Raw genomic sequence first — 14,568 nt, 5'->3', positions numbered from 1 at the left:
GGTTGGGCCTGCGTGATTGAGGCGGTCAGTATTGCAGTAACGAGCAACAGCCGGCGTATTATATGGCTTATATTCACGGTTCTTCCTCCTTGATAAACTCTGTTACGCGAGCTGAATGGCAGTTAAAACATACCCGGCACAAAAGCTGGTTGCAGTTACTGGAAATTCGTTTCGTTGTCTGATGTTGGCTACTGAGTCAATTGGTTTGCGAGGGCAGCTGCCCAACACCTGTGCCATATGTTGCCGCGCTCATTAACTGTAGGTGATTTTTTTCGCGATACAGTTGTCACCATCACCGGCCATAAACGCAGACGGAACATCTTCCCGCCTGTTTTCTCAACCGTATCAGTCACCTGGACGATAGAAAGGCTGTTGAACCGGAAAATGTTTGCAATACTTGGGGCTGTAGCTCATCCGCAACAGGGAATGTTATGACTGCTTCCGATCGCACACTGCCACTGCAAATGCTGTATCACTGGGCCGAATTGCGTCCGGACGACATTTATCTGCGCCAGCCAAGGGAAGATCACTGGCACGAACACAGCTGGGGCTCGGTGCTGGAAATGGCGGCCCGGCTGGTGTCGGGTCTGCGCCGGCTCGGTCTGAAGCCGGGAGACAAAATCGCCCTGTTGTCAAAAAACTGCGCCGAGTGGTTTATCTGTGATTTCGCCCTGCAGATGGGCGGTTACATCAGCGTGCCCATTTATCCCACCGCCGGTGCCGACACCATTCGTTATGTGCTGGAGCACAGTGAAAGCCGGGCGCTGTTTATCGGCAAGCTCGACGATCCGGGCGCTCAGGAGCCCGGGATCCCCGAGGGACTGATACGCCTCGGCATGCCCTATGACACGCCCATGGAAACCCACCATCACTGGGACAGTCTGCTGATGCACGAGCCCATGGATGAGCGGCCGGTGCCCGGGCCTGATGAACTGATGACCCTGGTTTACACCTCGGGCAGCACCGGCCAGCCCAAGGGCGTCATGATCACCCACGGCGCCTACGCTGCCGCCTGCCGGGGCATACTGGAAACCACCGGGCTCAATAGTGAAGACAGGGCCTTCTCCTATCTGCCGCTGGCGCACATTACCGAGCGGGTTTATGTGCTGGGCGCCAGCCTGTATGCGGGGGCTCAGGTAGGATTTGCCCACAGTCTGGTGACCTTTGTCGACAATGTAAAAGTCATCTCACCCACGGTGTTTATCTCGGTGCCCAGACTGTGGACCAATTTTCGCAGCGGTATTCTGAAAAAACTGCCTGAATCCAGGCTGGCGCTGTTGTTGCGCATTCCACTGGTGTCGGGTCTGGTAAAGAAAAAAATTCAGGCCGGGCTGGGGCTCGACAAGGCGCGTATTCTTGGCTGTGGCTCGGCCCCCATCGCTCCCTCATTGCTGCGCTGGTATGAGCGGCTCGACATGCCCATTACCGAGGCCTGGGGCATGACCGAGAATCTGGCCTATTCCACGCTCAACTATCCCTTTCGCTCCGACAAGGTCGGTACCGTGGGCAGGGCCGGGGCAGGGGTGGAGATTCGTATCTCCGGTGAGGGCGAAATCTTGTGCCGTTGTGACGGCATGATGCTGGGCTACTACAAAAATGAAGAAGCCACCGAGAAAACGATTCGCGAGGGCTGGCTGCACACCGGTGATCAGGGCCGGCTGGACGACGAGGGGTATCTCACCATTACCGGTCGCCTCAAGGATGCCTTCAAAACCGCCAAGGGCAAATACGTGCTTCCGGTGCCGATAGAATCCATGCTGATTGAAAACACGCTGATCGAGCAGGCGTGCGTGGTGGGCAGTGGCCAGGCCCAGCCCATGGCACTGGTACAGTTATCCGAGCACGCCGCCGGGCAGAGCAGGGAGCAGCTGGAGAATGCGCTATCGGCGACGATGGCACAGATTAACCACAGCCTGGAAAGTCATCAGCGGCTGGGGGGGATATTGATTATCGATGAACCCTGGACGGTGGAAAACAACATTCTGACGCCCACCCTCAAGATAAAACGCCATCTGCTGGAACAGCAATACGGGGATCTGGATCAACGCTGGCCCAAAGGGCGGGGTATTGTCCGGGAGCAGGATTTACCGGAATGATTGTTCCATAAATGGAATAATCACATATTTCGTTTTGCAAAATAACGACTAATTAACGCTCCTGGCCTGTGTTACCGTGTGTTCAAGCTTACTGAGTATCTTTTGTTAGTGGAGTCGGGCAGGAATACTGCCCATTTTTTTGTCTGCTATTCCTGCTTCTCTTCTCCCGTTGTCACCCAGGTCGATGCCAGCCGGCTGCGCATGTGCTGATCAATAAACTCGATAAAGGCATTCAATCGAACCGGCGCCAGCTCCCGGTTGTGATACACCATGTGAAAAGGCCGCTTTCCACCCAGCCAGCCCGGTAATACAGGCTGCAACAGTCCCGCCTCGGTATAATGCGCCACGTAATGGCGAGGCACGTTAACGATGCCCAGCCCCTTGATGGCGGCCTTGACCGCCGCCTGCATCTGATTGACCGACAGCCGGGCCACCGGCTTTAAGTGAAAGCGGCGGCCCTGGTGGTCGGTCAGTTGCCAGTTACGGTGGGGCCAGCACTGAATGATGTGGTGCTGATCCAGCTCTTCGGGGCGCTGCAACTCGCCCTTTTCTGCCAGGTAGTCGGGGGAGGCGAACAGGCCGTATTGTACTTCCCCCAGCTGTCGTGACCGCAGGCTGGAGTCGGGCAGCTCACCGCTGAAGAACACCACATCCAGATCGGTATCCAGCAGGCTGGTGTAGTCGTTGCTTTGCAGCAGATCGATACGGATATGCGGGTATTGCAGACAGAACTCGGTAATGCCATCCATCAGAAAGGTATTGGAGATGGCAATGGGGGCGGCGACCTTGATAAGACCGCTCATGATCTGGCTCTGGCCCTGAATGTCGCCGGTCACCTGTTCCAGTTCACTCAGCAGCGGATTTAACCGTTCATAGTAGCGCCGGCCTTCTTCGGTGAGTTGAAGCTTGCGGGTGGTACGGCTCAGCAGTTTGCAGCCCAGTGTCTGTTCCAGGCCGGAAATGCGCCGGCTCAGAGTGGCGGTGGGCATGCCCAGCTGGGCAGCGGCGTGGGAAAAGCCGCCCTGTTGTACCACCTTGACGAAAAGATAAAGCGCGTCGAGATGTTTCATGCAAATCGTGGCTCCGGAGCCTGAAAAGGGGCTTATTGTGCATTTTTACCCCAGCTCAGGAAAGAGGCGCTCCTTGGGCAAGGTAGTGGCGCAACAGCTGTATGAAGTCGGCGGTGTCCCGATCCAGATTCGACTCGTGCACCAGCAAATCATAGCCGTACAGCTCGCGTAAATGGCTCATACGATGCCCCAGCATGGCTGCCAGGCCCTGATAATGCTGGCCTGCAGCAGAGCGGTAGTGACTGTCTTCAATCAGCCAGTCATGTAGCCGGGCCCGGTCAATGGCGCCATAACGCACCCCCATGGCCAGCAGCGGACGCTGCTCGGTCAGCAGGTGCACGATAAGCCTGGGGGTCATCAGTGGCAAAAACTCGTCATAGTTCCGTATCTTGATGCCCACATAAGGCAGGGACACCAGCTCCAGGCCGCTGTTTACCCTGGGCTGATCCACCCGCACAATATTGCTCCAGTGCAGGCTCCAGCCACCAATGCGATGGTGAAAGTGCAGATTATTTTCGCTCAGGGAAAAGCTGTATACCGGCTCGCGCAGCTTGAGCAGTCCCAGCACCAGAGTGACCAGGCAGGCCAGCATTAAAAACACCAGCACCAGCTGGCCGCGATCTCCCAGCCAGTACAGTACCGGCAGTAAAATCAGCAGACCCGTGGCTCCGGCCAGGGTCAGCGCCGGACCATGACGGCGCGACATGGGTTCTATGTGCTGTGTTTCCTTCACTCAGACTCCCATTGAATGACGGCTTCCTTTAAGGTGATGATACACACAGACCGAAAGCCAGAGGTAGAAATGACAACCACCATAGAGGTGATGTGCAATCATCGCTCCATTCGCAAGTTTACCGGTGAGCCCATCCACCCGGAACAGCGGGAAGCCATCATGGCTGCCGCCCAGTCGGCATCCAGCTCCAGTTTTTTACAGGCATCCACTGTGGTACGCATTACCGACATGGAACTGCGCCGGCACTTGATGGCGCTGTGTGGCGATCAGGCCTACGTGGCGGAAGCGGCCGAGTTCTGGATATTCTGTGCCGACTTTCATCGTCATCTGCACTGGGTGCCGGAAGCGAAAACCGGCTTTGCCGAGCAGCTGCTGATCGGCGCCATCGACACCGCACTGATGGGGCAAAATGCCATCACCGCCGCCGAATCCCTGGGGCTGGGTGGGGTGTTTATCGGTGCGGTGCGTAACCAGCCTCATGAACTGAGCGCCATGCTGAACTTGCCACAGGGAGTGATTCCGCTGTTTGGCCTTTGCCTTGGGCACCCGGCCCAGGATCCCCAGCCCAAACCGCGGCTGCCAGCCCCTGTGGTATTTATGGAAAACCGCTACCAGACCGAGCCGGATGAAACACGGATGGCGGAATATGATCAGCGGGTGCGTCATTACTACCAGACCCGCACCGGCGGTAACAAGGACATGACCTGGACCGGCCAGATTGCTGCTACCCTGGCCAAAGAGGCCCGGCCCTTTATGCTGGATTTTTTGCGTGAGCAGGGGTTTTGTCTGAGGTAACCGGGTCTGCTGCCAGTTTAACCACCAGCAGATCACAGTCGCTGATATCGAGAAAGCCTACGCTGTTGGAAAACAGGTGACCCCAGAAGCGGTGGTGGGGGCGGTGACCACAGATCAGCAGGTCGGCCCCGGTTTTCTTGACCGCCAGACGTACTGCCTGGCGTATATCGCCGCTGGGCAGAGATACACTCGATACCTGCTGTTGTGCGTCCTGAAGCAGCCTCATCAGCTCGTGGCCGCTTTCCAGCCTGAGCTTCATTTTAAGCTGGCGCAAGTCCATGTTCAGGCTGCCCACGTATATGCCGCTGAGATCCGGCTCCACATGCACCAGGTGCAGAGCGGCCTGGTTGCTCTCGGCCAGGTCGGCCGCCCGTTTGAGCAGGGGCTTTTCCCTGTGGTTAAGCTCCAGGGCCACCAGAATATTGCGATAGGGCATAAGCACCTCCCGGCTAACCGAAAGGCCGTAGCTGGCCGTTTCAGGGTTACATCAAAGGATAGAACATCCGGTCTGGGGAATATCCTGACACCTTGCAGGGGGATGTGATAGTATTTTCGCCATTCAGGAGGTTCATCATGCTTGTCGCTGCTATTTTGCTGGCCCCGTTGAGCGGGCTTTTGTTTTATGTTGCTGCGCTGCAAAGCGCACTGCCCCCACGTCGCTGGGCCATGCTGGGGTGTCTGTTTGGCCCTGCCGTGCTGCCCATGTTCATGGCTCGCCGGCGCTGGTCACTGGTGTGTGCCCGGGGCCTTCGCTACGCTCTGTTCAGGGCCTGATTGAGCTTTAATGATGAACGCAATGGAAAAACTGCTTTGGAATGTGCTGGGTTATGCTGCCATGCCGCTGATCTTCCTGTTCGGCTTCATCGCTGTGTCGGTAGCGGCCTGCCTGGTGCTGATGTGGCTTGACAAGCGCAAGGGTTGAGTTTTGTTGACCGAGATCAAACGCCGGCTGGGCCAATAAAAGTAATCTTTCCCGTGTTGGCGCCACGTCAGCACACCGAGAGCACCGGGGTGATCTCGGATTCTGGTTTCTGTTCACTCGCAATATGTGATTTCACATTTCAACTGGCCATCACCGGCCAGTTTTTTTTTGGCGCGGATCATGAAAGTGTCATGGAAGTGGTGCAGCATGGCATTGAGTGTATTTTGGACAACCGGTTCCTGCCGTGAATGAATAATGTCACCGATATGTTCTATATATGTTATAAGAGTGATAGTTCGGATGAGGATTCAACTGGCTGCTTAAACAGTGAGCTTGATCCTTGAGCGACATTGTTCGCAGGGGTATGATGCCCGCCATTTTGCAAGGCGGGTACGCCTGAGGGTGAGGTGGAGATGAATATCTTTATCATGCGTCATGGTCAGGCATCATCGCAGGAGTCTGACGACGCCTCGAGGCCGTTAACCGAGCAGGGAAGCGAGGAAGTTTGCCAGATGGCGCAATGGCTGTCGCAGCAGGTTACATCGTTTGATCGCGTAATGGTCAGTCCTTATGTTCGAAGCCAACAAACCTGGCAGCAAATGTCCCGGTTTATTCCGGCCACGATGGTTGAATATCACGACGAGCTGATCCCCAGTGCCGACGCCGACACCACCGCCAGCCTGATACTGGCCTATGGCGAGCTGGAGCAGAGTGTCAATCTGCTGGTCATCAGTCACATGCCTCTGGTTGGATTTCTGGTCGAAAGTTTGTGCCCGGGTACCATGGCGCCGATTTTCGTCACCTCCGGAGTGGCCAAAATCACTCTGGAAAAGGGGCACGGAGGTCTGTTCAACTGGCTTGAAGGCCCGCACAGCATTCGTCCCCGTCATCCCCGGCCCTGGCCGCTATGCGGCTCCATGGGCTGACCATAACAACTACAGATATGAGCACAGATAAGTGATAAATAAAGCAGAGGTGGAAAATGCGAATCTTTAACAACTATCAGCCTTTGTTGATCGCAAAACACGTAAAAACCTTTTTCAAGGGAAGGCTCTATATTCATGGACGCGGGGCCTACCACTACGCCAGGGGCCTGCTGATCATGCCCGAGCAGGCCGACGATCAACACCGTAAAACGGTCAGTGAAATCAACCGCCTGATCAATCAGCTGAACTCCCCTCAGCCCGCCGCCTGAGCACGGCGAACAAGGTAAACCACGACAAGCCGGGCACTCGCCCGGCTTTTTGATTACAGCTCGGTTTTCAGCAGCACCAGCAGAGCGGCATCGCCGCCCCATTCCTTGGTGGCCTGATGAAAGGCCAGCACCTGAGGGTGCTGGGCCAGCCACATGGGCAGGCGCTGCTTGAGAATATGCTTGCCGTGGCCGTGCATGATCGACACACAGTCGATGTTGTTGCGCCGGGCCGCCAGCAGCAGGGCAGACAGCTCTTGCTTGGCCTGCTCCTGGGTCAGGCCGTGCAGGTCGAGAAACAGTTCGGGCGCATAATCGCCCCGGCGCAGCCGCTTCAGTTCAAAGGCCGAGGTATCGTCGGCGCGAAAACGGGTGGGGCCGTCCTGATCCAGCCAGGGCTCATACAGATCGGAAAACGGATGGGCCTCGGCCCTGTCCTTGCGCACTTCCGCCCGGGTCGCTTTCACCTTGACCGGCGCCCGGTGCGGACTTATGGTATCCTGCTTCAATTTACGGACACCGCGCACCGCTTCCATGAACAGCGTTTTATCGTCGTGATCGGGAGGGGATGAGGCGGTCATGTTCGCTTTTTGTCACTTAAAAAACAGCCATTTTAGCGAGGCGGAGGGGATTTGGACACGCTTTTTAACGACGAGGCACTCAACGAGCTGCACACCATGGGTGACTGGCTGCGCTTTGCCGCCAGCCGCTTTCAGCAGGCCGGCCTGTTTTACGGCCATGGCACCGACAACGCCTGGGACGATGCCGTGCAACTGGTATTGCCGCTGCTGCACCTGCCTCTCGACTGTCCGCCCCATGCGCGGGACGCCCGCCTGGTGCCTGCCGAGCGCCGGGTGCTGCTGGAGGCCATTCGCCGCCGGGTGGAAGAGCGTCTGCCCACGCCCTATCTCACCAACACCGCCTGGTTTGCCGGCTACGAATTCTATGTGGATGAGCGGGTGCTGATCCCGCGCTCACCCATTGCCGAGCTTATCGACACCCGCTTTGCGCCCTGGCTGGCCCATGAGCCTGCCCGCATCATGGACATGTGCACCGGCTCCGGCTGCATCGCCATTGCCCTGGCCCATGCCTTCCCCGAGGCGGAAGTGGACGCTCTGGATATTTCCCGCGACGCCCTCGACGTGGCCGAGATCAACATTCAGAACCACGGCCTGGAGCAGCAGGTGATTCCCATTGAGTCGGATCTGTTCTCGGCGCTGCCCGCCGGCGACAAATACGATCTGATCGTGGCCAATCCGCCTTATGTGGACGAAGAGGACATGAGCGATCTGCCCGAGGAGTTTCTGCACGAGCCGGAGCTGGCGCTGGCGTCCGGTTTTGATGGCCTCGATTTCACCCGCCGCTTGCTGGCCCAGGCCTGCGATTACCTCACCGATGACGGTGTGCTGGTGGTGGAAGTGGGCAACAGCCAGATCCACATGGAAAACGCCTTTCCCGAGCTGCCCCTGTCCTGGGTGGAGTTCGAGCATGGCGGCCATGGCGTATTCGTGATCAGCCGGCGGGATCTGCTGCCGCACAAAGACCAGTTTTAACCATTAAGCAGTAAGGAAAACATTCATGGCAGGGAACAGTATTGGCACCCTTTTTCGCGTCTCCACCTTTGGCGAGAGTCACGGCCTGGCGCTGGGCGCCGTGGTTGACGGCGTGCCTCCCGGGGTTGAGCTGACCGAGGCGGATCTGCAGCAGGATCTGGACCGGCGCAAGCCCGGCACCTCCCGTTTTACCACCCAGCGGCGGGAAGCGGACGAGGTCAAAATTCTGAGCGGCGTGTTTGAAGGCAAGACCACAGGCACGTCCATTGGCCTGATCATCGAGAACACCGATCAGCGCTCCAAGGACTATTCTGCCATCAAGGATCTGTTCCGCCCGGGCCACGCCGACTACACCTATCATCAGAAATACGGCATTCGCGACTACCGTGGCGGCGGCCGTTCCTCCGCCCGGGAAACCGCCATGCGGGTAGCCGCCGGCGCCATTGCCAAAAAGGTGCTGGCCCGGTTCGGTGTGTCCATCTACGCCCACCTGACCCAGCTTGGCCCGATCAAGGCCGAGGCCTTTGATCAGAGCATTATTGAAACCAACCCCTTCTTCTTTGCCGATGCCGGCAAGCTGGAGGCGCTGGACGAATATATGCGTGATCTGAAAAAGGAAGGCAATTCCATCGGCGCCAAAATTCAGGTGGTGGCCACCGGCGTGCCTGCCGGTCTGGGCGAGCCGGTGTTTGACCGCCTCGACGCCGACCTGGCCCATGCCCTGATGGGCATCAATGCGGTCAAGGGCGTGGAAATTGGCGACGGTTTTGACGTGGTGGAGCAGAAGGGCTCCGAGCACCGGGACGAGCTGACCCCGGAAGGCTTTGCCAGCAATCATGCCGGCGGCATTCTGGGTGGCATTTCCAGCGGCCAGGACATAGTGGCCAGCATTGCGCTCAAGCCCACCTCCAGCATCATGGTGCCGGGCAAGACCATCGACAAGGACGGCAACGCCACCGAAATGGTCACCCGCGGCCGCCACGATCCTTGCGTGGGCATTCGCGCCGTGCCCATTGCCGAGGCCATGATGGCCATTGTGCTGCTCGATCACCTGATGCTGAACCGGGCCCAGAATGCCGGTGTGCACACGGGCACGCCGCAGCTGCGCTGAGGCGTAAACCCGGCGGTACTGGTGCCAGCGCTCATTTTGAGCGGTAGCTGATGGCATTCACTTGTATGCCCGCAACCAGCGGGTAGAATAGCGGCCCTGTGAAGGGCCGTTTTTATATCTGTTTATGTCGTTTTGCTACCGGGAGCTGATCTCCCTGTTTGATCACACCTTTTTTCAGTCTCACAATACCCGCCTGGTGTTGGGGGACGACGAGCCCATTTACCTGCCGGCTGACGAGCAGGTGCCGCATCATCGCATCGTGTTTGCCCACGGCTTTTTCGCCAGTGCCCTGCACGAGGTGGCTCACTGGATGCTGGCAGGGGAAGCCCGCCGGCAACAGGTGGATTACGGCTACTGGTATCACCCTGACGGCCGCGATGCCGAGGCCCAGGCAGCATTCGAGGCGGTGGAAATCAAGCCCCAGGCCATTGAGTGGGCGCTGTCGGCCAGCTGCGGTTTCACCTTTAACGTCAGCTGCGACAACCTTGACGGCACGGTCGAGCCGGACCGCCATGCCTTTCGGGCCAAAGTACGCGAGCAGGCGCTGCGCTATCTCGACTCCGGTTTTCCGGCCCGGGCGCAGCGCTTTATGATCGAGCTGCAACGGCATTACCGGCGCCCAGCCTTAACCGCCGACGACTTTGTTTAAGGAGCCGTGATGTTCAGAATCGGACTGATTATCAACCCCCTGGCGGGCCTTGGGGGCAGTGTCGGACTCAAGGGCAGCGACGGCATGGCCGCCGAGGCCCTGGCCCGGGGCGCCGAGCCCCGCGCCCAGCAACGCAGCGGCCTGGCCCTGGCCGAGCTGAGTGAACTGAAAGATCGGTTTTGCATCTATACCGTGGCCGGCGACATGGGGGAGAGTCTGTGCCGGGAGCTGGCACTGCCCTTTGAGGTCTGCCATCAGCCAAATGTGCCCACCACCGCCGCCGACACTCAGGCCGCCGTGGCCAGCCTGGTGGCGCAGGGTGTGGATCTGCTGCTGTTTGCCGGCGGTGACGGCACTGCCCGGGACATCTGCGCCGTGGCGCCGGAAAGCCTGTGTGTGCTGGGTATTCCCGCCGGCGTGAAAATTCACTCCGGGGTGTATGGCGTTACCCCCGCCGGCACCGGCCGGCTGCTGGCCAAACTGGTGCGTGGCGAGCCGGTGAGCCTGATGGAAGCGGACGTGATGGACATAGACGAAACCGCCTTTCGCGAGGGCCGGGTGCGCGCCCGCCGCTACGGCGAAATGCTTATTCCCGGTGAGCTCAGCTATGTGCAGGCGGTCAAGGTGGCCGGCAGGGAATCGGAAGAGCTGGTGCTCACCGACATTGCCGACGAGGTGATCGAGCGCATGGAGGAAGAAGACGACTGCTACTTCATCATGGGCTCGGGCAGCACGGTGGCGGCGGTGATGGAACGGCTGGGTCTGGAGAACACCCTGCTGGGGGTGGATCTCGTTTATCAAAAACAACTTGTTGCCTCGGATCTGGATGCCCAGGGCCTGTATAACCATATCAGGGACAGAAACTGCAAGCTGGTGATCACCCTGATCGGGGGCCAGGGCCATGTGTTTGGTCGTGGCAATCAGCAGCTCAGCCCGGCGGTGATACGCGCCGTGGGGCGTGACAATATCTGGCTGCTGGCGACCAAGTCCAAACTCAGCTCTCTGAACGGGCGCCCGCTGCGAGTCGACACCAATGATCCCGATCTGGACCGCGAACTGGGCGGCCTGATGCGGGTGATCACTGGCTACCATGATGAAGTGCTGGTACGGGTGGCAAACCCGGAATACGAGGCAAATGAATGAACATTTTTGAATTTGAACAACGGCTGCTGGCTGAAATCGACGGCAAGGTGGCGGAAGCCACCGACGATGAGCTGTTTGCCGGCGGTTACCTGCGCGGTCACATCACGCTGGCGGTGGCCCAGAGCGAGATCGCCGGCCGCAACCACGTGCGCGATGTCAAGGCACGGGTTAAAACCAGCCTCAATCAGGCCATTCTCAGCGGCGAGCTCAATGACGAGGATCAGAAACTGGTGCTGAACTACTGGAACCAGCTGCTGGCCAAAGCCGAAACCGCTTAAAACACAGCCGTAAGCTGTCAGCGATCAGCTGTAAGCCATCCGGCATTGCCTGCGGGTACTGTGCTGTATCTGCGGGTTGTTATTCAAAATGAAAGGACTCCGGTGAAAACCGGAGTCCTTTTTTTATCAGGCAACAGCAGCGGTAAGTACGGCTCTGTTATAACCGCCTCATCCACTTACCGCTGAACGCTGATGGCTGATAGCTAGCCCTTAGATAGACCAGTCGCCGCCCTCAATAATGCCTTTTTCCTTCAGCAGCTCAATCACCGCATCCGCCGCTTCATCGGCGCTGAGTGCCGTGGTATCGAGACGAATTTCCGGGTTTTCGGGCTGCTCGTAGGCAGAGTCGATGCCGGTGAAGTTCTTCAGCTCGCCGCGGCGGGCCTTCTTGTACAGTCCCTTCACGTCGCGCTCTTCCGCCACGTTGAGCGGGGTGTCCACGTGCACTTCAATGAACTCGCCCTCGATCAGCAGCTCCCGGGCCAGACGGCGCTCGGCGCGGAACGGCGAGATAAAGGCGGTGAGCACAATCAGGCCCGCATCCACCATCAGCTTCGATACTTCCGCCACCCGGCGAATGTTCTCCACCCGATCGGCGTCGGTAAAGCCCAGGTCTTTATTCAGGCCGTGGCGCACGTTGTCACCGTCCAGCAGGTAGGTGTGGTTGCCCAGCGCGTGCAGCTTTTTCTCCACCAGGTTGGCGATGGTCGACTTGCCGGCGCCGGACAGGCCGGTAAACCACAGCACCGACGGCTTCTGATTTTTGGAGAGCGCCCGCGCTTCCTTGTTCACGTCCACATGCTGCATGTGAATGTTCTGGCTGCGGCGCAGGGAGAAGTGCAGCATGCCGGCGGCGACGGTGTTGTTGGACAGCCGGTCAATCAGAATAAAGCCGCCGGTGTCCTTGTTGCTCTGGTAGTCGTCAAAGGCAATGGCCCGGTCCAGACTGATGTTGCACACCGCAATGCCGTTCAGATCCAGCTTCTTGGCGGCCACGTGCTCCAGGGTGTTGACGTTCACCTGATACTTGATGTCGGTCACCGAGGCGGTCACGGTTTTGGTGCCGATCTTCAGCAGGTAGGGGCGGCCGGGCAGCAAGGCGTCTTCGTGCATCCACACCAGGGTGGATTCAAACTGATCGGCGGTTTCCACCGGCGCCTCGGCGGTGGAGATCACATCCCCCCGGGAGATATCGATTTCATCTTTCAGGGTCAGGGTCACCGACTGACCGGCCACCGCTTCGGGCAGATCGCCGCCGTGCACTACAATACGGTCGACGGTGCTTTCCTTGCCGGAAGGCAGCACGCGAATGCGATCGCCGGGCTTGACCACGCCGCTGGCGATGGTGCCGGCAAAGCCGCGGAAGTCCAGGTTGGGGCGGTTGACCCACTGCACCGGCAGACGGAAGGGCGCGCGCTGCATGCGGGTGTCGTCCACTTCCACGGTTTCCAGGTAGCCCATCAGGGTGGTGCCGTGATACCAGGGCATGTTGGCGCTGGGCTCAACAATGTTGTCGCCCTTGAACGCCGACATGGGAATATAGGTGATGTTGTCGAGGTTGAGCTGCTCGGCAAATTGCGCGTAGTCTTCCTTGATCTTGCGGAAGGTGTCTTCCGAGTAGTTCACCAGATCCATCTTGTTGATGGCCACCACCACCTGGCGAATGCCCAGCAGCGACATCAGGTAGCTGTGGCGGCGGGTCTGGGTGAGAATGCCCTTGCGTGCGTCCACCATCAGAATGGCGGCATCGGCGGTAGAGGCGCCGGTCACCATGTTGCGGGTGTACTGCTCGTGCCCGGGGGTGTCGGCCACGATAAACTTGCGTTTGTCGGTGGAGAAGAAGCGATAGGCCACGTCAATGGTGATGCCCTGCTCGCGCTCGGCGGCCAGTCCGTCCACCAGCAGCGCAAAGTCGATGTCCTCACCCTGAGTGCCGTACTTTTTCGAGTCCGCTTCCATGGCGGCGAGCTGATCTTCAAACAGCATCTTGGACTCGAACAGCAAACGCCCGATCAGGGTGCTCTTGCCGTCGTCCACGCTGCCGCAGGTAATAAAGCGCAGCAGACTCTTGCTTTCGTGCTGCTTGAGGTATTCGTTGATATTGCTTTCTATCAGAGATGACTGATGCATCTTGCGTATCCTTCAGAGCTATATGCCGTAAGCTGTCAGCTGTATGTCAAAGCGTCAGCTTACGGCGTTTTGTTCGTCATTCAGGGTGGTAATAAGCCCGTGCAGCATGGCTGAAATATCACGGGTTTCCTGTAACCAATGCCGACCCTGTTGCTCGTTGATATAGCCAATTTCGATGCCGATATAGACCTGAGTGCGCAGCTCGGCACATGAGCCCCTGGCGATCACCAAAAAGTGGCGTTTGTCCTTGTTGGAGAAGCGTGACATGCCTTCGGCAATATTGCTGGGTATGGACAGGCCCGAACGGGTAATTTGATCGCGAAAACCAAAATCCCGTAGTTCTCTCAGCGCCTTATACAAGTCAGCCGATAACCTCGCCGACTTCTTCCACACCTGCAATTTTTCAAAATTCATCACGTCCCCTAAGCTGCGGTCTGTAGCAATGCATACAGGTTAGACGCATTGCCTACATTCAGCGTCGGGCTGCTTACAGCTGACAGCATAAAGCTTACAGCTGAGGGCTACTTCTGACGCAAAGCGTCAGAAGTAGCCCTCTTGTTTTTTCTTCTCCATGGATGCCGCTGAGTCGTGGTCGATCATGCGGCCCTGGCGCTCGGAGGTTTTGGTCAGCAGCATTTCCTGAATGATCGCGGGCAGGGTGTCGGCCTCGGACTCCACGGCGCCGGTGAGCGGGTAGCAGCCGAGGGTACGGAAGCGCACGTTCTTCATCATGGGCACTTCGCCGTCTTTCAGCGGCATGCGCTCGTCATCCACCATGATCAGGGTGCCGTCGCGCTCCACCACCGGGCGCTTGGCGGCGTAATACAGGGGCACAATGGGAATATTTTCCAGGTGAATGTACTGCCAGATATCCAGCTCGGTCCAGTTGGACAGCG

Annotated in this window: 18 protein-coding genes; 11 read left to right on the top strand and 7 right to left on the bottom strand. The window is 58.3% G+C overall.

The window, feature by feature from the left end; genetic code table 11:
- The first annotated feature begins 431 nt into the window (after window positions 1-431).
- A complete protein-coding gene (locus DA373_RS14985; RefSeq protein ID WP_107853089.1) occupies window positions 432-2,096 on the top strand; it encodes an AMP-binding protein in 1,665 nt (554 codons plus the stop codon).
- Between the two features lie 146 nt (window positions 2,097-2,242).
- Here the strand turns inward: DA373_RS14985 and DA373_RS14980 are convergent, their stop codons facing one another.
- Together DA373_RS14980 and DA373_RS14975 are read right to left on the bottom strand one after the other, a co-directional pair.
- The gene (locus tag DA373_RS14980; protein ID WP_107853088.1) at window positions 2,243-3,166 is read right to left on the bottom strand and encodes a LysR family transcriptional regulator; all 924 of its coding nucleotides are present in this window, start codon (window positions 3,164-3,166) and stop codon (window positions 2,243-2,245) included.
- 55 nt (window positions 3,167-3,221) lie between these two features.
- A complete protein-coding gene (locus DA373_RS14975; protein ID WP_232821295.1) occupies window positions 3,222-3,899 on the bottom strand; it encodes a DUF2982 domain-containing protein in 678 nt (225 codons plus the stop codon).
- A gap of 69 nt (window positions 3,900-3,968) precedes the next feature.
- Here DA373_RS14975 and nfsA point away from each other — a divergent pair, with 69 nt between their 5' ends.
- The gene (gene nfsA / locus DA373_RS14970) at window positions 3,969-4,694 is read left to right on the top strand and encodes an oxygen-insensitive NADPH nitroreductase (protein WP_107853087.1); all 726 of its coding nucleotides are present in this window, start codon (window positions 3,969-3,971) and stop codon (window positions 4,692-4,694) included.
- Here nfsA and DA373_RS14965 read toward each other — a convergent pair.
- A complete protein-coding gene (locus DA373_RS14965) occupies window positions 4,651-5,130 on the bottom strand; it encodes a universal stress protein (protein ID WP_107853086.1) in 480 nt (159 codons plus the stop codon). The two genes, nfsA and DA373_RS14965, sit on opposite strands and share 44 nt — an antisense overlap.
- Window positions 5,131-5,267: 137 nt before the next feature.
- Here DA373_RS14965 and DA373_RS14960 point away from each other — a divergent pair, with 137 nt between their 5' ends.
- The 4 genes from DA373_RS14960 to DA373_RS14940 all read left to right on the top strand — a co-directional run bounded on the left by DA373_RS14960 (window position 5,268) and on the right by DA373_RS14940 (window position 6,811).
- A complete protein-coding gene (locus DA373_RS14960) occupies window positions 5,268-5,468 on the top strand; it encodes a hypothetical protein (RefSeq protein ID WP_107853085.1) in 201 nt (66 codons plus the stop codon).
- Window positions 5,469-5,490: 22 nt separating this feature from the next.
- Window positions 5,491-5,616, top strand: coding sequence for a TIGR02808 family protein (locus tag DA373_RS14955; protein WP_232821294.1), 126 nt, complete (start codon window positions 5,491-5,493; stop codon window positions 5,614-5,616).
- 413 nt (window positions 5,617-6,029) lie between these two features.
- Window positions 6,030-6,542: a phosphohistidine phosphatase SixA gene (gene sixA / locus DA373_RS14945; protein ID WP_107853083.1), complete on the top strand. Its 513-nt coding sequence runs from the start codon at window positions 6,030-6,032 to the stop codon at window positions 6,540-6,542.
- A gap of 56 nt (window positions 6,543-6,598) precedes the next feature.
- On the top strand, window positions 6,599-6,811 hold the full coding sequence (locus DA373_RS14940; protein WP_107853082.1) for a DUF1107 domain-containing protein: 213 nt from the start codon (window positions 6,599-6,601) through the stop codon (window positions 6,809-6,811).
- A gap of 53 nt (window positions 6,812-6,864) precedes the next feature.
- Here DA373_RS14940 and smrB read toward each other — a convergent pair whose 3' ends face one another.
- Window positions 6,865-7,389: an endonuclease SmrB gene (gene smrB / locus DA373_RS14935; protein WP_107853081.1), complete on the bottom strand. Its 525-nt coding sequence runs from the start codon at window positions 7,387-7,389 to the stop codon at window positions 6,865-6,867.
- A 51-nt stretch (window positions 7,390-7,440) separates the two neighbouring features.
- Here smrB and prmB point away from each other — a divergent pair, with 51 nt between their 5' ends.
- From prmB to DA373_RS14910, 5 genes are all read left to right on the top strand, one after another.
- Complete coding sequence (gene prmB / locus DA373_RS14930; protein WP_107853080.1) at window positions 7,441-8,361, top strand: 50S ribosomal protein L3 N(5)-glutamine methyltransferase; 921 nt, start codon at window positions 7,441-7,443, stop codon at window positions 8,359-8,361.
- Window positions 8,362-8,386: 25 nt separating this feature from the next.
- On the top strand, window positions 8,387-9,472 hold the full coding sequence (gene aroC, locus DA373_RS14925) for a chorismate synthase (RefSeq protein ID WP_107853079.1): 1,086 nt from the start codon (window positions 8,387-8,389) through the stop codon (window positions 9,470-9,472).
- A gap of 124 nt (window positions 9,473-9,596) precedes the next feature.
- Window positions 9,597-10,121, top strand: coding sequence for an elongation factor P hydroxylase (locus DA373_RS14920; protein ID WP_107853078.1), 525 nt, complete (start codon window positions 9,597-9,599; stop codon window positions 10,119-10,121).
- Window positions 10,122-10,130: 9 nt separating this feature from the next.
- Window positions 10,131-11,264: an ATP-NAD kinase family protein gene (locus DA373_RS14915; RefSeq protein ID WP_107853077.1), complete on the top strand. Its 1,134-nt coding sequence runs from the start codon at window positions 10,131-10,133 to the stop codon at window positions 11,262-11,264.
- A complete protein-coding gene (locus DA373_RS14910; protein ID WP_107853076.1) occupies window positions 11,261-11,542 on the top strand; it encodes a YfcL family protein in 282 nt (93 codons plus the stop codon). The genes DA373_RS14915 and DA373_RS14910 overlap by 4 nt, the downstream gene beginning before the upstream one ends.
- 210 nt (window positions 11,543-11,752) lie before the next feature.
- On the opposite strand, the gene cysN is transcribed toward DA373_RS14910, so the two are convergent.
- The 3 genes from cysN to DA373_RS14895 all read right to left on the bottom strand — a co-directional run.
- A complete protein-coding gene (gene cysN, locus DA373_RS14905) occupies window positions 11,753-13,672 on the bottom strand; it encodes a sulfate adenylyltransferase subunit CysN (protein WP_107853075.1) in 1,920 nt (639 codons plus the stop codon).
- 54 nt (window positions 13,673-13,726) lie between these two features.
- A complete protein-coding gene (locus DA373_RS14900) occupies window positions 13,727-14,086 on the bottom strand; it encodes a four helix bundle protein (protein ID WP_107853074.1) in 360 nt (119 codons plus the stop codon).
- Between the two features lie 126 nt (window positions 14,087-14,212).
- A partial coding sequence (locus DA373_RS14895; protein WP_157953730.1) for a phosphoadenosine phosphosulfate reductase domain-containing protein occupies window positions 14,213-14,568 on the bottom strand: 356 nt, incomplete at its 5' end.

The organism is Oceanimonas marisflavi (genome assembly GCF_003049725.1).
GTDB lineage: Bacteria > Pseudomonadota > Gammaproteobacteria > Enterobacterales > Aeromonadaceae > Oceanimonas > Oceanimonas marisflavi.
The sequence above is the reverse complement of the archived record's forward strand: the minus strand, read 5'-3'. Positions and strand labels throughout refer to the sequence as shown.